The organism is Pontibacillus sp. HN14, from assembly GCF_021129245.1.
In the GTDB taxonomy this organism is placed as follows: domain Bacteria; phylum Bacillota; class Bacilli; order Bacillales; family BH030062; genus Pontibacillus.
In genome coordinates this window covers 127,292-146,351 of sequence record NZ_JAJOLR010000003.1, presented here as the reverse complement: position 1 = coordinate 146,351, position 19,060 = coordinate 127,292, and the positions used below count along the sequence as shown (strand labels likewise).

Below are 19,060 nucleotides of genomic sequence, written 5' to 3'. Positions count from 1 at the left end.
TTCATCATCGTGTGTAATTGTATAGAAAATTAAAGTCTAGTAGCAATATTATCTATAAAAGTATTTTGGATACTCTTACATGGTAGAATAATAGTAAAAATGAAAGTGGAAAAGAAGGTGAACAATATGATGGATAAGAAAAATATTCATGTAGTAGGCGCGGTAATCGTAAGCGATGGAGAAATTCTCTGTGCGCAACGAGGCCCTGATAAGTCACTTCCTCATTTATGGGAATTCCCAGGTGGGAAAATTGAAGAGGGGGAAACTCATCAGGAAACGTTGAAGAGAGAGATTGAAGAAGAGATGCACTGCAAGGTACATGTAGGTGAAAGAGTGGACCATACTGTTCATGAGTACGACTTTGGAATTGTTCATCTCACTACATACTATTGTAAGCTTCAGCAAGGAACCCCTACGCTAACAGAACATATAGAGTTCAGATGGCTTGCTCCTAATGAGCTAAAGTCTCTTGAATGGGCGCCAGCTGATGTGCCCGCAATTGAAAAATTATCACAAGCAACGCTATAACTACAGCTAAGCTACTCTAGAAATAGAGTAGCTTTTGTTAAATTATTGAAAGCACTGCCCCTTCATAATACAATTAGACTACAAAAGTGTTAAAGAATGGAGAATGTTTGTGGGAGATATTGTTCGTAATCTAGAAGATTCACTTCATAGAAGCTTCATCGATCATCGGCACCGGTATTCAGAAATGTATTCACCGAAGCTGCTAGTAAACAGGTCACCAGGCGGGGAAACAGTACTATCTAGTATTTTAGAGGAGATTGAGCACTGTCACTCTTTCATTTTTTCCGTCGCTTTTATTACAGAGAGCGGACTCGCCACTTTAAAGTCCCAGCTGTTAGATTTACATAGTAAAGGAATTAAAGGAAAAATCTTAACCTCTACTTTTTTGCAATTTAATAAACCAAAAGTGTTTCGAGAATTACTTAAATTAAAGAATGTAGAAGTTAGGTTAACGAGTCTTCCGGGATTTCATTCAAAAGGGTACATATTTGAACATGAGAATTATCACTCTCTTATCGTAGGCAGTTCCAATCTTACTGCACATGCATTAAAAGTAAATTATGAGTGGAATATTAAGTTAACCTCTCATGAGAATGGGGAAATTATTCATCATTTCAATAACCAGTTCGATGAGGTTTGGAAAGAGTCTGTACCTCTAAATGAGGACTGGATTAACCGTTATGAAATCGACTATCTAGCGAATCTCGATCGACCAGCAGAACAAATTCAGGAAATGCCTGGCGCTTATGAGATTAACCCTGTTAAAGAAGCAATAGAAATTGAACCAAACAATATGCAAGTACCCGCTCTTCAAGCTATTCAGAGACTTCGTGAAGAGGGCGAGGAAAAAGGGATTGTGGTTTCAGCTACGGGGACTGGTAAGACGTACTTATCTGCCTTTGATGTGCGCAGATATGCACCAAAGAAAATGTTATTTATCGTTCATAGAGAGCAGATTCTCAGAAAAGCGATGGCTGACTTTAGAAGAGTACTTGGTGGGGAGGAAGAGGACTTTGGGATCCTTTCTGGTACAAGTAAAGATACAAGTGCAAGATATTTATTTGCTACCATTCAAACGATCTCGAAGGATGACGTCCTTTCTCAATTTGAAGAAAAAGAATTTGATTACATTCTAATTGATGAAGTACATAAAGCAGGAGCAACCTCTTATAAGAAAGTAATGGAATATTTTAAACCAGAGTTCCTACTAGGAATGACGGCAACCCCTGAGAGGACGGATGGAGTAAATATCTATGAGCTATTTGATTATAACTTAGCATATGAAATTAGACTCCAAGAAGCTTTGGAGGAAGATATGCTTTGCCCGTTCCACTATTTCGGAGTTACAGATTACGAGACTCATGGGGAATTGGTAGATGACACTACTCAATTAGCAAACCTCGTGGATGAAGAAAGGGTAGAGCACATCCTAGAGAAGGTAGACTATTATGGTCATTCAGGCGAAAAGGTAAGAGGGCTTATATTCTGTAGTAGAAAGGAAGAAGCTCACCAATTGTCTCGGCTCATGAATCAGAAAGGATTGAAGGCAGTAGCGCTAACAGGAGATGACGATTCTGCTAAACGGCTTCAAACGGTTGATGACCTTGAAAATGGACTGCTCGATTACATCTTAACGGTAGATATATTCAATGAAGGAATTGATATCCCATCGATTAATCAGGTTATTATGTTACGTCAAACTCAATCGAGCATTATATTCGTTCAGCAATTAGGTAGAGGTCTAAGAAAACATAATTCTAAGGAGTTTGTATCTGTCATTGATTTCATCGGAAACTATAAGAACAACTATTTAATTCCCATTGCTCTATCAGGTGATAAGTCGCAAAACAAGGACAATATCCGTCGGCATTTAAAAGAAAAGAATTTTTTAAATGGAGTTTCTACTATTAACTTTGAGGAAATTGCTAAGAAACAAATCTATAAAGCGATCGATGACAGTAAATTAAATGATATGAGAGTATTAAAGGACGAATATAAACACTTGAAGAATAAAATTGGCCGTATCCCCTATCTACTCGATTTCATGAAGTTCGGCTCCATCGATCCGGAAGTGATTATGGAAAAGAACAAGAATTATATGGAATTCTTAAAGAGGGTAGAAAAGGATATAGGCACATTGAATGATTATAAAACTTCCATATTGAATTTTTTATCTCAGGAAGTGCTGGATGGGAAAAGAAAGCATGAAGTTTTGTTACTTACGATGCTAATAGAGCATGGTGATTGTACAATCACGGAGTATGAACGAATTTTAGAAGAAGCAGGATTATCATTCTCAGCATCAATGAAAAGACATCTACAACGCATCATGAATCTAAAATTCTTTACAATGACGGATCAGAAGAAATACGGGAATGAGCCTATTGCTACATTTGAGGATAACCAAATTGTTTTAAACCCTGCTATTAGCACCTCTCTTGCAGAAGATGATTTCTTTAGCGGAATGGTTAGAGACGTTCTTGAAGTAGCAGGTAGGAAAAATAGTGAATATAAGAACCCTCTCACCTTGTATAAAAAGTATACTCGGAAAGATGTGTGCAAACTATTAAACTGGGACAATGACGAACAAGGAACCATGTTCGGTTATAAGCCTAAACACAATACATGTCCCATCTTCGTGACCTATCATAAAGGAGAAGATGTGGAATCTAGCGTAAATTATGAAGATGAATTAATAAATAGAGATACCCTTCGTTGGTTCACGAGAAGCAACAGAACCCTCCAATCTAAAGAGGTGCAAGAAATCATCAATGCACCAGAAAAGGGAGCAGAGATTCATATCTTTATCAAGAAAGACGATGATGAAGGGAAAGGGTTTTATTACTTCGGAAAGGCTACTCCTAACATGGAGTCGATTCAAGAAAATAAAATGATTGATGCGAAGGGGAAAGAGATTCCTGTGGTGAAGATGGATATGATCTTGGAGAATACTGTGGACTATCAGCTTTATCATTATTTAAAAGACGCTTAAGCTTTGACTGCGTTATTGTACGTTTAACTTAAGAGATCGTCCCTGGAATGCTTGGATTCTACTTAAGGTAAGCTGTAAGTTAAGAAAGTAGTATAAATTAAAACGAGGTGATTAGATGCCTATATATAACAAACTAGTAAGAGACTTAATCCCGCAGGTCATTGAGAAAACGGGAAAATCATTTGACACGACCATTCTATCAGAAGAAGAATACCATTCTGAACTTCGAAAGAAATTACAAGAAGAAACAGATGAATACATAAATGCTGAAGACGACCAAAGTGCGGTGGAAGAACTTGCTGATATGCTAGAACTCATGAATGTTTTAGCTGAACAACATGGTTCCTCTATGGAAGAAGTAGAAAAGGTAAGAAAAGAAAAGGCTGAGAAGCGTGGATCATTTTACGATAAGGTGTTTTTAATTAGTGTTGAAGACTAGTCAGGAACCTAAGTTACTTACAAGCAATTTAATAGAGGATGTGCTCCATCATATTGAAGACTCTTCTACCATTTATCTTTTAAGTGCTTTTGTTATGGAGTCAGGAGTGAAGATGGTATTACCCGCGCTCAAGGAAGCAGCTGCACGAGGAGCGGACATTAAGATTCTTACTGGTGATTACTTGTACGTTACGCAGCCTGAGGCCTTATCTTTACTTAGCGAGTTACCTCAGAATCAGGTGGAAGTTCGTTTATGGCAGAGTAATGGGCGTTCTTTTCACCCGAAAGCATTTCTGTTCAGTGGTGAAGATCAAGGTTCTTTAATCGTTGGGTCCTCTAATTTGTCCAAATCAGCTCTAACTTCAGGAGTTGAGTGGAATGTTTCCATACCAAATGATGTTTCAGAAGAAGTATATAATGAAGCATTGGAGCAATATATCCACATGTTTTATGCTGAGAATACAATGAAAGTAAATCCAGAAACCCTTAAATTTTACACTCAAAAGTATGCTGAATTTAAACAGAAGTATCCAGATCTAGCCCAAAAATGGTCAGAGAAGGAAGAAATAGAACTCACCCTAGGACCTGATAACCCGCCAGATGTTATTCATGATCCAACAGAACCCTATGTACCAACTAATGAAAAACCAAGTCCAAGGTTCGCTCAACCTGAAGCTCTTGAATCACTACAGAACACTTATGAAGAAGGTTACGATAAAGCGATGGTGGTGATGGCGACTGGACTAGGGAAGACGTATCTGGCTGCTTTCTTTGCTGAACATTTTAGCCGTATTCTATTCGTAGCTCACCGTGAAGAGATTCTACATCAGGCAAAAGCTTCTTTCGAACACGTGAACGAAGGAAAGCTTGGTGGGATCTATAATGGAAAAGAGAAAAATGCAGAAGCTGATATGATTTTTGCATCGATCTTTACGTTAAGCATACAGGACCATTTGCAAAGATTTAATGCGGATGAATTTGATTTAATTATTGTTGATGAGTTCCATCATGCTTCAAGTAGATCATACCAGAAAGTGTTAGAGTACTTCTCACCTAAGTTCCTAATGGGCGTAACCGCAACACCTGAACGAACAGATGGACAGGATATCTTTGCTTTATGTGATGGAAATGTAGCTTATGAGATGAACTTTATACAAGCTATTCAAAGAGGATGGTTATCCCCATTCCATTACTATGGCGTATACGATGATATTGATTATTCACAAATTACGTGGCTTGGGGGCCGTTATGACGAAGAGGAGCTCGCAGAAGCGCAACTTCAAGAACATACGGCTAGTAATATCTTGAGTAATTGGGAGAAACATAAACAAACAAGGACTATAGGTTTTTGTTCATCAATTAAACAAGCAAATTTCTTATCGCAATACTTTAATCACAATGGCTATCAGACGATTAGTCTCCATTCCAAAACGGAGGGAATCTCTCGTAAAGAAGCTATTGAGAAGCTTGATAGAAAAGAAATTGATGTGATCTTTACCGTGGACTTATTTAATGAAGGAGTGGACATCCCTTCAGTTGATACACTTTTATTCGCAAGGCCAACGGAATCTCTTGTGGTCTTTACGCAACAAATAGGTCGTGGTTTGCGTAAGCATTTGAAGAAATCACATTGCACGGTTATTGACTTAATTGGGAATTACCGAAATGCAGATGTCAAATTGCAGCTGCTTGGGAAAGATAAAGGGGAGGGGAAGAAAGGGAAGATTCAACCTATTACACCAGCTGATTGTGAAATCAACTTGGACGTGAAGACTATACAACTGCTGGAAGAACTTCTGAAGAAGCGCAGTCCGAGAAAAGAGCGGGTGAAGATGGCTTATGACCAAGTCAAAGAGCAACTAGGCAGACGTCCAACCTACTGGGAAATGCATCTTAATGGCACTGAAGCTATTAAGGAATTTAAGCAGATATGGAAAAGCTATGCTGGCTTTCTTAGCTCTTATGGTGAATTAACAACTGAAGAACAAACGATTTATGAGACTTACATAGACTGGTTAGAAGAAGTAGAACGAACCTCTATGACTAAGAGTTACAAGATGGTTGTATTGAAGTACATGTTGGATAGAGGGGAAATGGACTGGGTTCAGCCTGCAACACCGGAGGAGATGGCTCCTTATTTCCATTCCTATTTAACAGAAAAGCCTTACCGAAAAAATATTGATTTTACAAGTAAAAATACCAAGGCACTCATAGAGTACGACAAAGCAAAAGTAGCAAATCTCATTAGTACAATGCCTCTAACGAAGTGGAGCGGGAGTAGTAAAGGACTTCTTAAGTACGAAGATAATGTGTTTTCTCTTAATTTTGAAGTTCCTCTTGAAGATCGAGCACTCTTGAAAAAGATGACTGAGGAGATATGTGAATATCGCTTGAATTACTACTTTGAACGAAAATGGAAGAAAGAATGACCTTGATTTCCTACCACCATCCCCATTACAATTATATGTTGTAATAAATGATGGTAAGTGAATGTAGCACCTACTGCTACATCAATGCCTTATTTTTTATATCTGGGAAATATAAAGAAGAGGTGGAAATGAATATGGAAAATCAAGATTACCGTGTACTACTGTATTACCAGTACGTCACAATTGAAGATCCAGAGCAGTTTGCAAAGGATCACTTAACGTTCTGTAACGAGTTAGGCTTAAAAGGTCGTATTCTCGTAGCGGAAGAAGGGATTAATGGTACCGTTTCTGGAACGGATGAAGCGACTCAAAGGTACATGGATGCCATGCATGCCGATGAGCGTTTTGCGGAGATGCCGTTTAAGGTCGATGCAGCGGATAGCCATGCGTTTCAGAAGATGCATGTGCGTCATCGCCCGGAGCTTGTTACGCTTCGCTTAGAAGACAACCATAATCCAAATGAAATTACAGGCGAGCATTTAGAGCCGAAAGACTGGATGGAACAAATGCAGCGCGAGGACACAATCGTTCTTGATGCGCGCAATGATTATGAATATGACCTCGGACACTTCCGTGGAGCCGTTCGTCCAGATGTTGAGACGTTCAAGGACCTGCCGGATTGGGTTCGTGATAACCAAGAAATGTTTGAAGGCAAGAAAGTCATGATGTACTGTACAGGCGGAATCCGCTGTGAGAAGTTCTCTGGCTGGATGATGAAAGAAGGCTTTGATGTAGCACAGCTAAAAGGTGGTATTGCTACTTACGGAAAAGATCCTGAAGTAAAAGGCCAGCTATGGGACGGGCAGATGTTTGTCTTTGATGATCGTTTGACTGTACCTGTGAACCAGGTTGAGCATACCATCGTCGGTGAGGATTACTTCACAGGTGAGCCAGCTGAACACTTTGCAAACTGCGGAAATCCTGATTGTGATCGCCGTATGATTATGACTGAAGAGAACGAGCATAAGTTCATGCGCAGCTGTAGCCATGAGTGCCGAACGCATCCGCGTAATCGTTACGTGGAAGAGCATGGACTTAGTGAGGAAGATGTGCAGGCTCGTTTAGAAAAAATAGAAGAAGAGGCCACTGTAGAACGGTCCTAAACGAACAAACCCTAGAGAGACTCTCTAGGGTTTTATTAATGGTATGTTTTTTAATCCGTTCCACAATTTGCGTTCATGAAGACGTGTTTGAGTCCATGGTTTCATCTCTCTATTTACTTTTAGAAGACTACCACCAAGTATTTTCATCTACATCGGGTTGTACCGTATAGTATCCACCCGTATCATGTTCTTCATTACCTTCTATATAAGAAGGGCAAGAAAACCAAACGAGTTTCTCCGCAATAATGTCATCAAAGTGTTTTAACACGGGTTGGAGGGGTTTGTTGCATTTGTAGCATTCACCAGGGTCGAAGCCATTTGGTAGTTCTATAATTGCTTGGCGTAAGCAATCCTCGCATATTTCTTTTGCTTCTGATAGTTCTCCAAACTCATCAAATAAGTTCAGGTTACTTTCATTCATTTCTTTTTTGCAGTCTTGGCAATAGGAATGTTTTTTCATCATGGTGTCTCCCTTATGTATGTATAGATTCAGATTTTCAACTAGGTGATATTTTTATGGTTACATACCTACACCATTACATCAACTTATTCTCCAAATAATACTTCTCATACTCCAAATCCACTTCAACCCTAACCGTAAAGTCCATAGCTTTAATAAAGGTATAGATCTCTCGCAGCTCCTCATCGTCGTAGATCTCACTCATGTTTAACAAGTGACGTTCCTGTGCTTCTTCGACTGTTTGGGATGGGTGTTTTATGTAAGGGGAGTTGAGCGTTTCGTCTCGCTTTTCTTCTAAAAGAATCTCAAGGTGAGACTTCAGATACTCTTTCCCTTTCTGAATCGTTTCGATCATGGTCGGTCTGCCTTCGATCAGGTCAAGGTCCGGGAAGGAAAGGATGTAATGGTCTTCTCCTTCTAAAGCTAGTTTCTTCTCAGAGTAAATCAGGCCTTTAAATGTAAACGTGAACGACTGTAACTGGCTGTCTTCCACTTCTTCAGGGATCCCAACCTCGAACGCTACCACTTCTGCTGTCTTCAGCACCTTAACGGTATCTTCTTGTTCAAGGTCCCAATAGGTGAGGCGATCGAGACGTTGCTTAATGTTATAAATCAATTGTTCTCTTCCGTAGTGTCCAATAATCGCTTGCATGGTTTGGCCACTTCTTAAGTGAAAGTCTACTGGAAATCGTTTCATGCTATCCCTCATTTCTGTTGATCTATTGTTAGTATAGGGGAGAGGGGGTGCATAAAATTGTGCCCCCGAAGGTTGATATTTGCGAGTAAGGTATATGATGAACGATTTTTGGTGGGGGATATGTTACGGATTGACCACAAGAACTTTGTTGTCTAGTTTGTTAGGTATAAAGATCTTCCAAAAAAACACATTGTTTCATAATTTGCAAACTAGTATCATCGTACTATAGTAATTTATAGACGAAGGATGAACACACCATGACGTTTGCAACGAATGAGATCACCTCAAAAGAGAAAGCCATAAACTTATATTCTTATTTAATGGACTTTCAAAAATTAACGATGAAACCTGTTAAACATGTCTCGAAATATACATATACCCTTTGGTTACAGGAGGCTGTAAAAATCTCTAGTAGCCAATCTTTTCTTACTTACACTGATGCTGATGTTCTTCAATTGGACAAACCCGTTGAACCGATTCTTCCTCCAGTGCCTGAGTGCTTACAAGGGTTTGTTTCTTTTCAAGATGAACCAACCCTTAAACCTCAATTAAAGAAACGAAAACTCATCATACCGGAACAAGGGTTAGGTGATCAAGAATGGGAACGGTTTTATGCTTATCTCTTAATTGATCATACCCACGTACAAGAAGCCTTTAGAACCTATCTAGATGAGGTTTGGAACCCATGGCGAGAAGCGTACCAATCGTATCTACATCACCAAGCGTTATACTCTTACTTGTTTAAGATGCATCAGTTTATTCATAAAAACGAAGAAAGCTTTGAAGCTGTGTTAGGGCTAGGGCTACTGAATTGGCCTTTAAAGTCTGTGTCTCGTCACTTACTTACCCATCCAGTAACCATAAAGATTGACCCTGAATCCGGACAAATTGAAGTGTCTCTAGCAAATGGGAAATCGATGCAGCTAGAGGATGACATGATTGAAGTGAGAGAGCTTCCGGACCGGTCTTATATGGATTCATTGAAAGAGGAATTAAACGAGCATCCTCTTTCCCTAGATGAGTTCGAACCGATTGAGGCCGTGCTTAAAAGCTTTGTTCAAACGCTATCTTCAGAAGGGACGTACACGTACGAAGAAGAAAAGGATGGACAAAAGCAGCATCCAAACGTCTCGTTTACCCCTGGGATTATCATAAGGAAGAGATCGAATCAGCACTATATTCGGTCATTCCAAACGATTCGTTCTGAGTTAGAGAAGAAAGACCAGTTGCCGCGGAACGTGGAGCGTTTAGTAAGGATCATGGATGACCAGTCGCCTCGCTCATCTAATCAAACAGAAGGGCCATCTTTCCCGTTACCGGCAAACGACGAGCAAATGAAGATCGTGGAGAAATTAGAAGGACGAGATGGCGTGATTGTGCAAGGCCCCCCTGGGACAGGGAAGAGTCATACGATTGCGAACCTCATGTCGCACCTCCTAACAGAAGGGCAAAAGGTTCTGGTAACCAGCCATACAGCTAATGCCTTAAGTGTGTTGAAAGACAAGCTACCAGAGGACCTACAGCAATTATGTGTGAACTTACTAGGTAATGATAAGAAAGCCTTTCAAGACTTAGAAGCCGTCGTGAAGGAAATTACAAATGCGCGTGAGTACTGGGACGAGGATGAGAAGCAAAGAGAAATAGAAAAGATTCAATCGGAATTGAAAAGCCTAAAGTCCCGTAAAACTAAGTTTTCGCAGGACCTGCGCACACTACAGGAACAGGAAATTAGTTATCATGATAGGTTACATGATCCTTATCAAGGGAAGCTGCAGGAGATTGCGAAAATAGTAAACGCAAATCAGGATCAGTTTGATTGGTTAACGGATGAAGTAGATTCGAGTGTGCAGTCTACTTTCACCGTAAATGAAATGCTAACGTATGCTAGAACCGTTCGGAAAATCGATCCCTTACAAGAGCGACAACTGCAACAGTCCTATCCTCCTTCTAAGGAACTACTTTCACGAGAAACCTTTGAACGAATCGTTCACCAAGAACAAACGGTAAAACAGCAGCTGATCCAGCTTGGTCATCCATTTGAAAGTAAGGACTGGAGCGTCATCCGGGGGCTTAAAGAAAAAGAAGCGCTTCGGGGCAAAGAAGCCCTAGATGAATATGTGTCTTCTTTGTCTTCCATTAAACAGCATGAGAGTTCCTGGTTAAACCGAGCACTTCAAGACATATGGGCGGAGCGAGAATTACTTTGGAGACAGCTCTACGACCAGTACTACAAGAACCGAGATCGCGTAGATGAAGCGGTGGAGACGATACAAGTGGACCAGCTGTCTATTCCAGAAGATATGGACGAGCAGAAAGTGTTAAGGGATGCAGAGAGCTTATTGCATCACTTCCAAAAAAACGGTGCGAAAAAAGGGATTCCTGGCTTTAGGCCCAAGCCGATTAAACAAGGGTTTTATATCTTGAAGGAAGTAACGCTTGAAGGAAGTCCGTGTGATACAGTAGATCAGCTTCAGAAACTTGTCGAGGTCTTACAGACTAAGTCGATCGTTGAATCATTGAAAAGTGACTTTGAAGATCTAACGGGAGAAACCTTTGAACTTAAAAACAAACTCGCCTTCAAATGGTTAGAACTAAAAGTGATGCTTCGAAAGCTATCTGACTTACATAACGTCATTGAATGTTATCGAACGCTTAGAAGAGAAACAGATACCATTCACTTAAAGGATAAGGATTGGACCCATACGGATAACGTGTATGCGTATAGGGATTTATTTTGGGCTTCTGTATTGCAATCGAGGCTAGAAGAACTACAGGCGCAAGTAAGAGAATTCAGAGAGCAAGCGATTGTTCCTAACTTAGGTGATCACACGCATCCTCTCGTAGATGCACTTGACGAAGCGATTACGAATCGGGATGTAGCACGTTATGAGAGCGTGTTAAAAGACATTCGCCATCTTGAATTGTTGAGTAAAGAACAGCAACTAGCACATGCTTTCGAATCGAAAATAAGTGGCGTACTTCCTAACCTTATCCAGTCGATTAAGACGTACCCATACAATCAATGGGAAGAGCGACTTCCTGAAATTTACGAAGCCATCGATTGGAAGGAAGCAAGCATCTGGATTGAGAATTTGCTCAGTCAAACGCCGCAATCACTAGAAGACTCCATTAAGAGCCTAGAAAGCAAGATCAAAAACTTAGAGATGCGTCTCATTACTCTAGAGTCTTGGAGGAATTGCATTCAGAATATTACCACCCATGAGAGTTCTCATTTGAGAGCTTGGACGAGTTCAATTCGACGCGTGGGTAAAGGAACGGGTAAGAATGCGGAATATTATAAAAGGAAAGCTCAACACCATATGGAAGAATGTCGATCAGCCGTCCCAGCTTGGATCATGCCTATGTACCAGGTAGCCGAGTCGATCACACCTGAAGAAGGGATGTTCGACGTTGTTATTATTGACGAAGCCAGTCAATCTGGCCCGGAAGCTCTAATGTTTATGTACCTAGCGAAAAAAGTAATCGTGGTAGGTGATGACAAGCAGATTAGCCCTCACTTTGTTGGGATCAATGAGGACGACGTACACGCATTGCAAAAGCAGTACTTACAAGGTGTGCCCCATGGTGATAGTTTTGGGGTGAAGAGCTCATTCTTTGATATTGCCAATATCCTATTTGAAGGGCGCGTTGTGCTCCGGGAACACTTCCGTAGCATGCCGGAGATCATTGAATTCTCAAACTTAATCAGTTACCCAGATACACCACTAATTCCTTTAAAATCATATAGTTCCAATAGGCTTAAACCTGTTCAATCATTTTACTTGCCTGACGGAGTCAGAGAAGGGAAAAGTCCTAAGGTAAGAAATGTGCAAGAAGCAGATGAGATCGTTCGTCAGATTAAAGAGTGTCTTAATGATCCGAAGTACGATGGTAAAACGTTTGGCGTCATTAGTTTATTAGGGCATAACCAAGCGAATATGATTGAGAAGAAGTTAATAGAAGAAATTGATCAAAAGGAACTTTTAAAACGAAAGATCATTTGTGGAGATGCCCATAAATTCCAAGGGGATGAACGAGATGTGATCTTCTTAAGTATGGTAGCAGCCCCAGGTGAAATACGCGTGTCTCCCCTAACGGATAACAAATACAAGAGAAGTTTCAATGTGGCAATGAGCCGAGCGAAAGAACAGGTCAACCTAGTCCATTCGATTACAACGGAAGATATAATGAATAAAGAATGCATCCGTTATCAGATGCTGCAGTACTTTAAGCAACCGTATGAAGAAAAATATAAAGCGGATAAATCCTTGTGTGATTCTCAGTTCGAGAAAGATGTGTATGATCACATCAGAAGGAAAGGGTACAATGTTATCCCCCAATACAAAGTAGGTGGCTACCGAATTGACCTTGTAGTAGAAGGAGCGAATGGGAGGATGGCCGTTGAATGTGACGGAGATTATTGGCACGGAATTGATCAATTAGAGAATGACCAGAAAAGACAAAGTCAGCTAGAAAGAGTAGGGTGGAATTTCTGGAGAGTGCGTGGAAGTGAATTCTATCTCAATCCAGAGAAAGCGATGGAGTCCCTTTGGGAGACTCTAGATTATTTCGGTATACAACCCGGTGAGAAAGGGGCATAGAAAGAAAGGTTATGGCGAGTTTTACCTATCATATAGAACGAAATATTGCCGTTTTATCCGACACAGCAAAAGGGTGGAGAAAAGAATTAAATGTGGTCAGTTGGAACGGTCAGGAAGGAAAGTATGACTTGCGTAACTGGAGTCCAGACCACACCAAAATGGGGAAGGGCATTACGTTAACTGAAGGAGAAGTGGATCGGTTAAAAGAAGCATTAGGTCTCCTTGAAACATCCGATTCATCAAAAGAGGATCCTACCCCTAACCCAGACCGACCTAGTGAAGAGGCAACTAAATCTATAGAAGTTCCTGCAAAGCTTCAACAGAAGTGGAACCCATGCAATCGTAGACTAGTGTTAGAAATGAATACGCTCTTAACGTATGGCCGTAAACAAGGCCTTACAGTAAAACAGATCACCCAAGCTTCTGAACGCTCCAAAAATGTTTTTGAAAAACAAGTTTTCAACCAGCTAGAGCAGTTGCGCTTTGTTTATGGTCAGCAAGTGGATGAACTGTTGCAAGAAGTAGCGGAATCAATGACAAGGTTGGATTTCAAGGATTAAAATTTTGTACCCTTTCAGGTGTTTTAAAGCGCGAATTATAGTCCACTAAATGTGGAAAAACCCTTATAGTAAACTAAATTTTAAACTGTAGGCAATAGTCCGCCTTCAGTAGAAATAGATTATAAAGATTAATCCCCTAATTAGTTAGCTGAATATAAAGAAGGAGCTGGTTTTAAAACTAGCTCCTTCTTTATTATATATATTAATAAAACAGGGGAAGATGCTTCATTTGGATTTCAACGCTGGGTGGTATAGGGTGCAAGATATGAATTCTTGGATTCTTTCTTTATGAGCTATCTGGTTAGGCGAATTTAGGATGAGTGAGCGGTCCCTTCCTCCATATTACTAAAACTTATCACCCCCAATAATAATTAAGTATTTTCCTTATAAGTCATGAAGGGATAAAATGTAAGTAGACTTTAAAAGAAAAGATCTTAAATAAGGGGGAGATTCAATGATACTCGGATTACATCATGCTCAAATTACGATTCCTAAAGGAGCAGAAGAAGAGGGTAAGAAATTTTATTGCGGTGTTCTTGGTCTACAAGAGAAGGAAAAGCCTGAATCCTTAAAAGGGCGCGGGGGATTCTGGTTGGAAGTTGGAGATCGGGAGGTTCACATCGGGACAGAGGATGATTTTGATCGGCTCACGACAAAAGCTCATTTAGCTTACCAGGTGGAGGACCTGTCCTACTGGAAGCGTGTGTTCGACCAGCATGAAATTGAAATCATGGAAGGCGTTCCGATTCCAGGTTTCGATCGGTTCGAATTTAGAGATCCGTTTGGGAACAGGGTTGAAATGATTCAAGAATTAGATGGAGGGGTGTTATGAATCTAGTCATTCGGAACGCGGTAGAAAGCGATTACGAGTCATTGGTGCCTTTGTTTAGCCAGGTTCATGACTTGCACGTGTCGCTCAGGCCAGATTTGTATAATGCTCATTCAAATCCAGTTGGGCAAGAACTCTTTGAACAGCAATTGAATGATGATACCCACCATATTTTTGTCGCTACAATAGACGATGATATCGTCGGAGTGATCGTGACGAAGGTAGAAGAAATAGCCGAGAATTCTTTTGTAAAGGCAAGGAAAGTTTTAATGATCAACAGTTTAGCCGTTGAAGAAGGGCACCGGAAGAAAGGGATTGGAAGAAAGCTAACCGAGTATGCTTTTGATCTTGGTCGGAGTCTTTCTGTTGATGGGATCGAACTCGGAGTTTCTGAGGCAAATACAGCTGCAATTGAATTTTACGAGTCCTTAGGAATGAAAACGAAGAGTCGGAAAATGGAAATTCTATTTGATTAGCAGATATGGGGACGTTGAGTGAAAAAAGAAATCTGGTGTGTGCTTTTCTAATTCGTATATAAAATACATACTGTAATTTGAACGATGGAGGTGACGATTGTGTCTACAGAAGGAATTTTCATATTATCAATAGCATCGATTGCACTTTGGGTTATCGTGTCTAAAGAAGCTGTAAAACCTTCAAAGGAAATCAACTGGTGGAAAATGATCCCGTTATTATCTGCCGGTTCTTTGTCTACATTGATTATAACGTTCACGCTATTTCAAAGTCTATTTTCATAGTTTTGTTTATTGATGCGTTTCCTGAAAACAATGTTATGAGGTGATGTAGTGAAAAGTAATCCATTTAACAAAATTGGTTGGCTTCTGGTCTTGGTCATGGGGGTTTCGTGGATCGTGGTTGGTTATTCAAGCTGGTTCTTATTATTAACCCCGATGGTCTACATATCTTTTTCCATTCACGACGGCAGCATAAAGAAATGGAAAAAGATCAAACAACTGTCCATACGACAAATAATGCTTCTATTGTTTTCATTTGTGTTGGCCGTCAGCCTAGTCTATGGCCTTTTTCAATTAGCTAGTTACATAATCAATGATGTATTGCATTTAATAGGTGGAATCAAGACCTTCAGTGTGATTTTGGCGATCATTCTTTCCTTATATCCTGTCAAGATTGCGTTTAGCAGCCTTGTTTATAAAGTAACAAGCGGATTGAGTGCGAGGAGTCATTAGGATAGGGAATGCGGTAGATTTGTAAAAAATTTTGGTTGTTTTAAAATCGCTTGATTCTTACGCTCAAGTTAGGTTAACAAGGTATTTGGGGGGGAGATCTACATGGAAAAAAACACAGAAGATCAAATCTTGAATGAACTTAAAAATATTAATCATTCATTACAAGAAATAAACGAGATAATAGATAATGAAGAAAGTGGAAGGAAAGGGCCTTCTTTAACGGACATCTTGAGATCTCTTTTAACAGGGGTGTTTATTGTTGGTCCTGCAATCGTTGTAGTCATCTTGATTTTTCAAATTTTAGGGGCGTGGATATTCAACTGACGGGTGCGATAGTTGAATAAGAGGAAGCACAAGGAGTAACTGGCTTAACGCCAAACTACATATGCAGACTATGAGAAAGAATGTACTTATACTAGGGGGCAGGTTTGTTAAATAACATTTAGAGGTGAAGAAAATGAATGAATTGCTTATAGTCTCAATTTTTGTATTTATTTTGTTGACTATTAAACAACTGAGAGTTCTAAGAAACAAAGAAGTTCCACGAAGCAACCGAAGAATTGCTTCGTCATTGTATATCTTTTCGATAATAGCCCTAGTAGGTGTAAACATTTATTTTTCATGAATCTCTTATTAAAGTGAAGGGTGCGATAGAGCTGAATAATAAAATAATTCTGTATAAGACTTCCAAGTAGTTGGAAGTCTTTTTTATACTATTATGATATTAGGCTTCTACTAAACCTTCTCATTAGGGAAGATCAGGGATGGTTCTAGTGCTTCATCAGAATAATAAACGGGGATCTGTGACCTTTTCTATCCATTTAAAACCGTACCCAGACCTCTTTGATTAAAGACTATTAGCCATTTCTACTACCTGTATTTCTTCGTTACCTTCAGTTAGTGCCTCCCAATCACTTATCTTTTCTTTATTAAGGATTACCAACCGGAGTTCAGGAAGAACTTTCAATTTCTCAATTTTCGTGATGTTTGTATCTCTTATATCAACAGAACTGAGCTTTTTTAGAGTGGTGATTGTTTTGGTGTCTGACACTTTAGTCCCTTTTATCGATAACAGACGTACTGACTTATCAGTTAGAGGAGATAGGTCTGTTATTGGGTTATTATTTGCATATAAACTTTCAAGTTCATTCATATCCAAGAGAGGTCTCAAGTTTTCTATGTGGTTACTCTCGATATTTAAGTATTTCAGGTTAGTGAGGTTGGACAAAGGTTCGATAGAAGTAATGTTATTTGAACGTAAGTATAATGCACTTAATTCTGTTAGATCTCGAATAGGTGATAAATCATTTATAGAGTTCTGGTCGAGAAGAAGACTCCTTAAATTTGTTAGTTCTTGTAAGAATGAAAGGTCGTTTACAGAGCAATTAATTAGATCAAGGTGTTCCAATTGAACCAAGTTTGAAATATCAAGAGTATTTTCGATATTCACATTCTCTATATTGAGACGTTTTAGGTTTGATAATTTACTAAGTAGATCTTTGTCTTCTGACTTTATCGGAAAGTTAACAGATAGATTTTCTAGATTTGTAAGTTCTGAGATACCGGAAATGTCTAATGGTTCAGCGACCTCTTTACTGGCATTTAATTCTAGGCTTTTTATTTCTTTTAAGTCATTCTTGGTTATGTCTTCAAAATCTTTATTTAACTTTTCTTCTAATTCTTGTTTAACAATACTCGATACTTGAGAATGACCAGCCTCTTTCGTTGCTTCATTGTTTGTGCAACTCGTCAAGATAATACCTAATAATACAAGGTACAAGATAGATCCTTTTTTTAGCACTCTAATGACCTCCTTACTATAAAACTGTAATTTACCTTTAATTTTAACAAATTGAGCACCCGGTTCCTATTTTTAGGAAATATCTAAATAAAGCAATAAAACAATTGCTATATCCAGCACCCCTCCTCTTAGTTATATGAGGAGGGGTTCTTCGTATGTTCGGTGTTATTGGATAGATCATACTATATTTGTAAAAATAGGTTGTGATGATAGGTCTGCAAAAGTAAAATTAAATGGGATTATATTACAAGTGTAAATTGATCCAACTTATTTTTATATGCTTTAGAAGGTTCGGATGACTGTCGAAATCTATAACTTAAACACCTTATATAGAAGGAGGGGGCTGAAGTGAACAAATATATCAAGTTACTTGGGCTTATCCTTATCATTACCTTTTTAGTTCTCTTAAAAAGATACATGAATAAACCTGAAGAGATTAAAGTCTATAATGAAGATGATGAGGTAATTAAGGTAATAAAAGAAGAGGATAAAGTTCGAAAGTTAGATAGGGTAACAAGTGAATTGAAAAAGGTCGATCTTGAAGTAGCTATCAACCTTGGATTTGGTGGGGAAATTCCTGTTGATGAGGTATATGAAATAAGGGATAATAAATGGTTTATTTCCTACAACACCAATGGAGGTGTAGTTAGGAGGAACGAAGATACATTCTTTAAGGTGTCTGTTGAGCAAGCTGAGACTATCAAGAAGATAATAAATAATTGAAGTTCAAAAGGAAGCACAGGGACGGTTCGGTACCAGTGGAACAGTCAACTTAAAATAATGTCAACTAGCGGGCAGAAATGTGCAAGGAGCAAAATGCAAAAAAGGGAGATAAGGATATGAACCGAAATGAGAAAGTTAAAACTTATGCACTTATATTGTTAAGTGGTGTACTAGTAATAATTTTTTCACTTTATTTCCAAAAAATCAATGAAGAAAAAAGGCAATATGAAGCCTATTTAAACGAGTTTTATGCCCATCTTGATAATACAGATCAATCTGTTCAATATCTTTTATCTAGTACAGAAGAAATGGATATATCAGGTATCTTAATGAGTATAGAAAACAACCTAGAAACCACCAATTTATTACTGAGTATAGGGAATAGAACAGTGGATAGTAACATTACTTACCACCCAAGATTTTTTGTAGGAAGAATAACAATTGAACCTGCTAATGATGATGGAAGATTAACAAAGGAACAAAGGAATGAATTGCAGAAAGTTGAAAAAGGACTTGAATATATGAAAGAGGGATTATATTCGGAACAAACTGGTCAGGAAAATAAAGATTTATCTGCAAAAGAATTTAATGAAATCATCGAAAAAGGTGCAAGTTTAGGTGAATAATATTATTGAACAAAAGCGGGTGCGACTGCTGAAAAAAGGCACTAGTCTCTTTCATTAACGGGCAG

At 39.0% G+C, this 19,060-nt stretch carries 16 protein-coding genes and 1 pseudogene; 13 read left to right on the top strand and 4 right to left on the bottom strand.

Going from position 1 to position 19,060, the window contains the following annotated elements; translation table 11 throughout:
- Positions 1-129: 129 nt before the first annotated feature.
- The 5 genes from LQ226_RS11905 (at position 130) to trhO (ending at position 7,490) form a co-directional block, all read left to right on the top strand.
- Positions 130-528, top strand: coding sequence for a (deoxy)nucleoside triphosphate pyrophosphohydrolase (locus LQ226_RS11905; protein WP_231418444.1), 399 nt, complete (start codon positions 130-132; stop codon positions 526-528).
- A 109-nt stretch (positions 529-637) separates the two neighbouring features.
- Positions 638-3,520 carry a DEAD/DEAH box helicase gene (locus LQ226_RS11900; RefSeq protein WP_231418129.1) on the top strand — a complete coding sequence of 961 codons (2,883 nt, stop codon included), beginning with the start codon at positions 638-640 and terminating at the stop codon, positions 3,518-3,520.
- 115 nt (positions 3,521-3,635) lie between these two features.
- Positions 3,636-3,959, top strand: coding sequence for a nucleoside triphosphate pyrophosphohydrolase (locus tag LQ226_RS11895; protein ID WP_231418128.1), 324 nt, complete (start codon positions 3,636-3,638; stop codon positions 3,957-3,959).
- Positions 3,946-6,387 (top strand): DEAD/DEAH box helicase family protein, encoded by a 2,442-nt coding sequence (locus tag LQ226_RS11890; protein WP_231418127.1) that lies wholly within the window; start codon positions 3,946-3,948, stop codon positions 6,385-6,387. The genes LQ226_RS11895 and LQ226_RS11890 overlap by 14 nt, the downstream gene beginning before the upstream one ends.
- Positions 6,388-6,521: 134 nt before the next feature.
- A complete protein-coding gene (gene trhO / locus LQ226_RS11885) occupies positions 6,522-7,490 on the top strand; it encodes an oxygen-dependent tRNA uridine(34) hydroxylase TrhO (RefSeq protein ID WP_231418126.1) in 969 nt (322 codons plus the stop codon).
- A 127-nt stretch (positions 7,491-7,617) separates the two neighbouring features.
- Here trhO and LQ226_RS11880 read toward each other — a convergent pair whose 3' ends face one another.
- Both LQ226_RS11880 and LQ226_RS11875 read right to left on the bottom strand, forming a co-directional pair.
- Positions 7,618-7,911 carry a hypothetical protein gene (locus LQ226_RS11880; protein ID WP_231418125.1) on the bottom strand — a complete coding sequence of 98 codons (294 nt, stop codon included), beginning with the start codon at positions 7,909-7,911 and terminating at the stop codon, positions 7,618-7,620.
- Between the two features lie 115 nt (positions 7,912-8,026).
- Positions 8,027-8,647: a hypothetical protein gene (locus LQ226_RS11875; protein ID WP_231418124.1), complete on the bottom strand. Its 621-nt coding sequence runs from the start codon at positions 8,645-8,647 to the stop codon at positions 8,027-8,029.
- A 257-nt stretch (positions 8,648-8,904) separates the two neighbouring features.
- On the opposite strand from LQ226_RS11875, the gene LQ226_RS11870 reads away from it, so the two are divergent.
- The 4 genes and pseudogenes from LQ226_RS11870 (at position 8,905) to LQ226_RS11855 (ending at position 15,113) form a co-directional block, all read left to right on the top strand.
- The gene (locus LQ226_RS11870) at positions 8,905-13,248 is read left to right on the top strand and encodes an AAA domain-containing protein (protein ID WP_231418123.1); all 4,344 of its coding nucleotides are present in this window, start codon (positions 8,905-8,907) and stop codon (positions 13,246-13,248) included.
- 11 nt (positions 13,249-13,259) lie between these two features.
- Positions 13,260-13,463: pseudogene (locus LQ226_RS11865) on the top strand (YdbC family protein); the annotation flags it as partial.
- A 799-nt stretch (positions 13,464-14,262) separates the two neighbouring features.
- Positions 14,263-14,640 (top strand): VOC family protein, encoded by a 378-nt coding sequence (locus LQ226_RS11860; protein ID WP_231418122.1) that lies wholly within the window; start codon positions 14,263-14,265, stop codon positions 14,638-14,640.
- On the top strand, positions 14,637-15,113 hold the full coding sequence (locus tag LQ226_RS11855) for a GNAT family N-acetyltransferase (protein WP_231418121.1): 477 nt from the start codon (positions 14,637-14,639) through the stop codon (positions 15,111-15,113). The genes LQ226_RS11860 and LQ226_RS11855 overlap by 4 nt, the downstream gene beginning before the upstream one ends.
- Before the next feature lie 47 nt (positions 15,114-15,160).
- On the opposite strand, the gene LQ226_RS21185 is transcribed toward LQ226_RS11855, so the two are convergent.
- Complete coding sequence (locus LQ226_RS21185; protein ID WP_354665928.1) at positions 15,161-15,370, bottom strand: hypothetical protein; 210 nt, start codon at positions 15,368-15,370, stop codon at positions 15,161-15,163.
- 73 nt (positions 15,371-15,443) lie between these two features.
- On the opposite strand from LQ226_RS21185, the gene LQ226_RS11845 reads away from it, so the two are divergent.
- Both LQ226_RS11845 and LQ226_RS11840 read left to right on the top strand, forming a co-directional pair.
- Entirely contained in the window at positions 15,444-15,845 is a 402-nt protein-coding gene (locus LQ226_RS11845) for a disulfide bond formation protein DsbD (RefSeq protein ID WP_231418119.1), read from the top strand.
- A 102-nt stretch (positions 15,846-15,947) separates the two neighbouring features.
- Entirely contained in the window at positions 15,948-16,169 is a 222-nt protein-coding gene (locus LQ226_RS11840) for a hypothetical protein (RefSeq protein WP_231418118.1), read from the top strand.
- Between the two features lie 523 nt (positions 16,170-16,692).
- Here the strand turns inward: LQ226_RS11840 and LQ226_RS21180 are convergent.
- On the bottom strand, positions 16,693-17,646 hold the full coding sequence (locus tag LQ226_RS21180) for a leucine-rich repeat domain-containing protein (protein ID WP_231418117.1): 954 nt from the start codon (positions 17,644-17,646) through the stop codon (positions 16,693-16,695).
- A gap of 348 nt (positions 17,647-17,994) precedes the next feature.
- Here LQ226_RS21180 and LQ226_RS11830 point away from each other — a divergent pair, with 348 nt between their 5' ends.
- A complete protein-coding gene (locus tag LQ226_RS11830; RefSeq protein WP_231418116.1) occupies positions 17,995-18,369 on the top strand; it encodes a hypothetical protein in 375 nt (124 codons plus the stop codon).
- 116 nt (positions 18,370-18,485) lie between these two features.
- Positions 18,486-18,995, top strand: coding sequence for a hypothetical protein (locus LQ226_RS11825; RefSeq protein WP_231418115.1), 510 nt, complete (start codon positions 18,486-18,488; stop codon positions 18,993-18,995).
- Positions 18,996-19,060 lie beyond the last annotated feature (65 nt).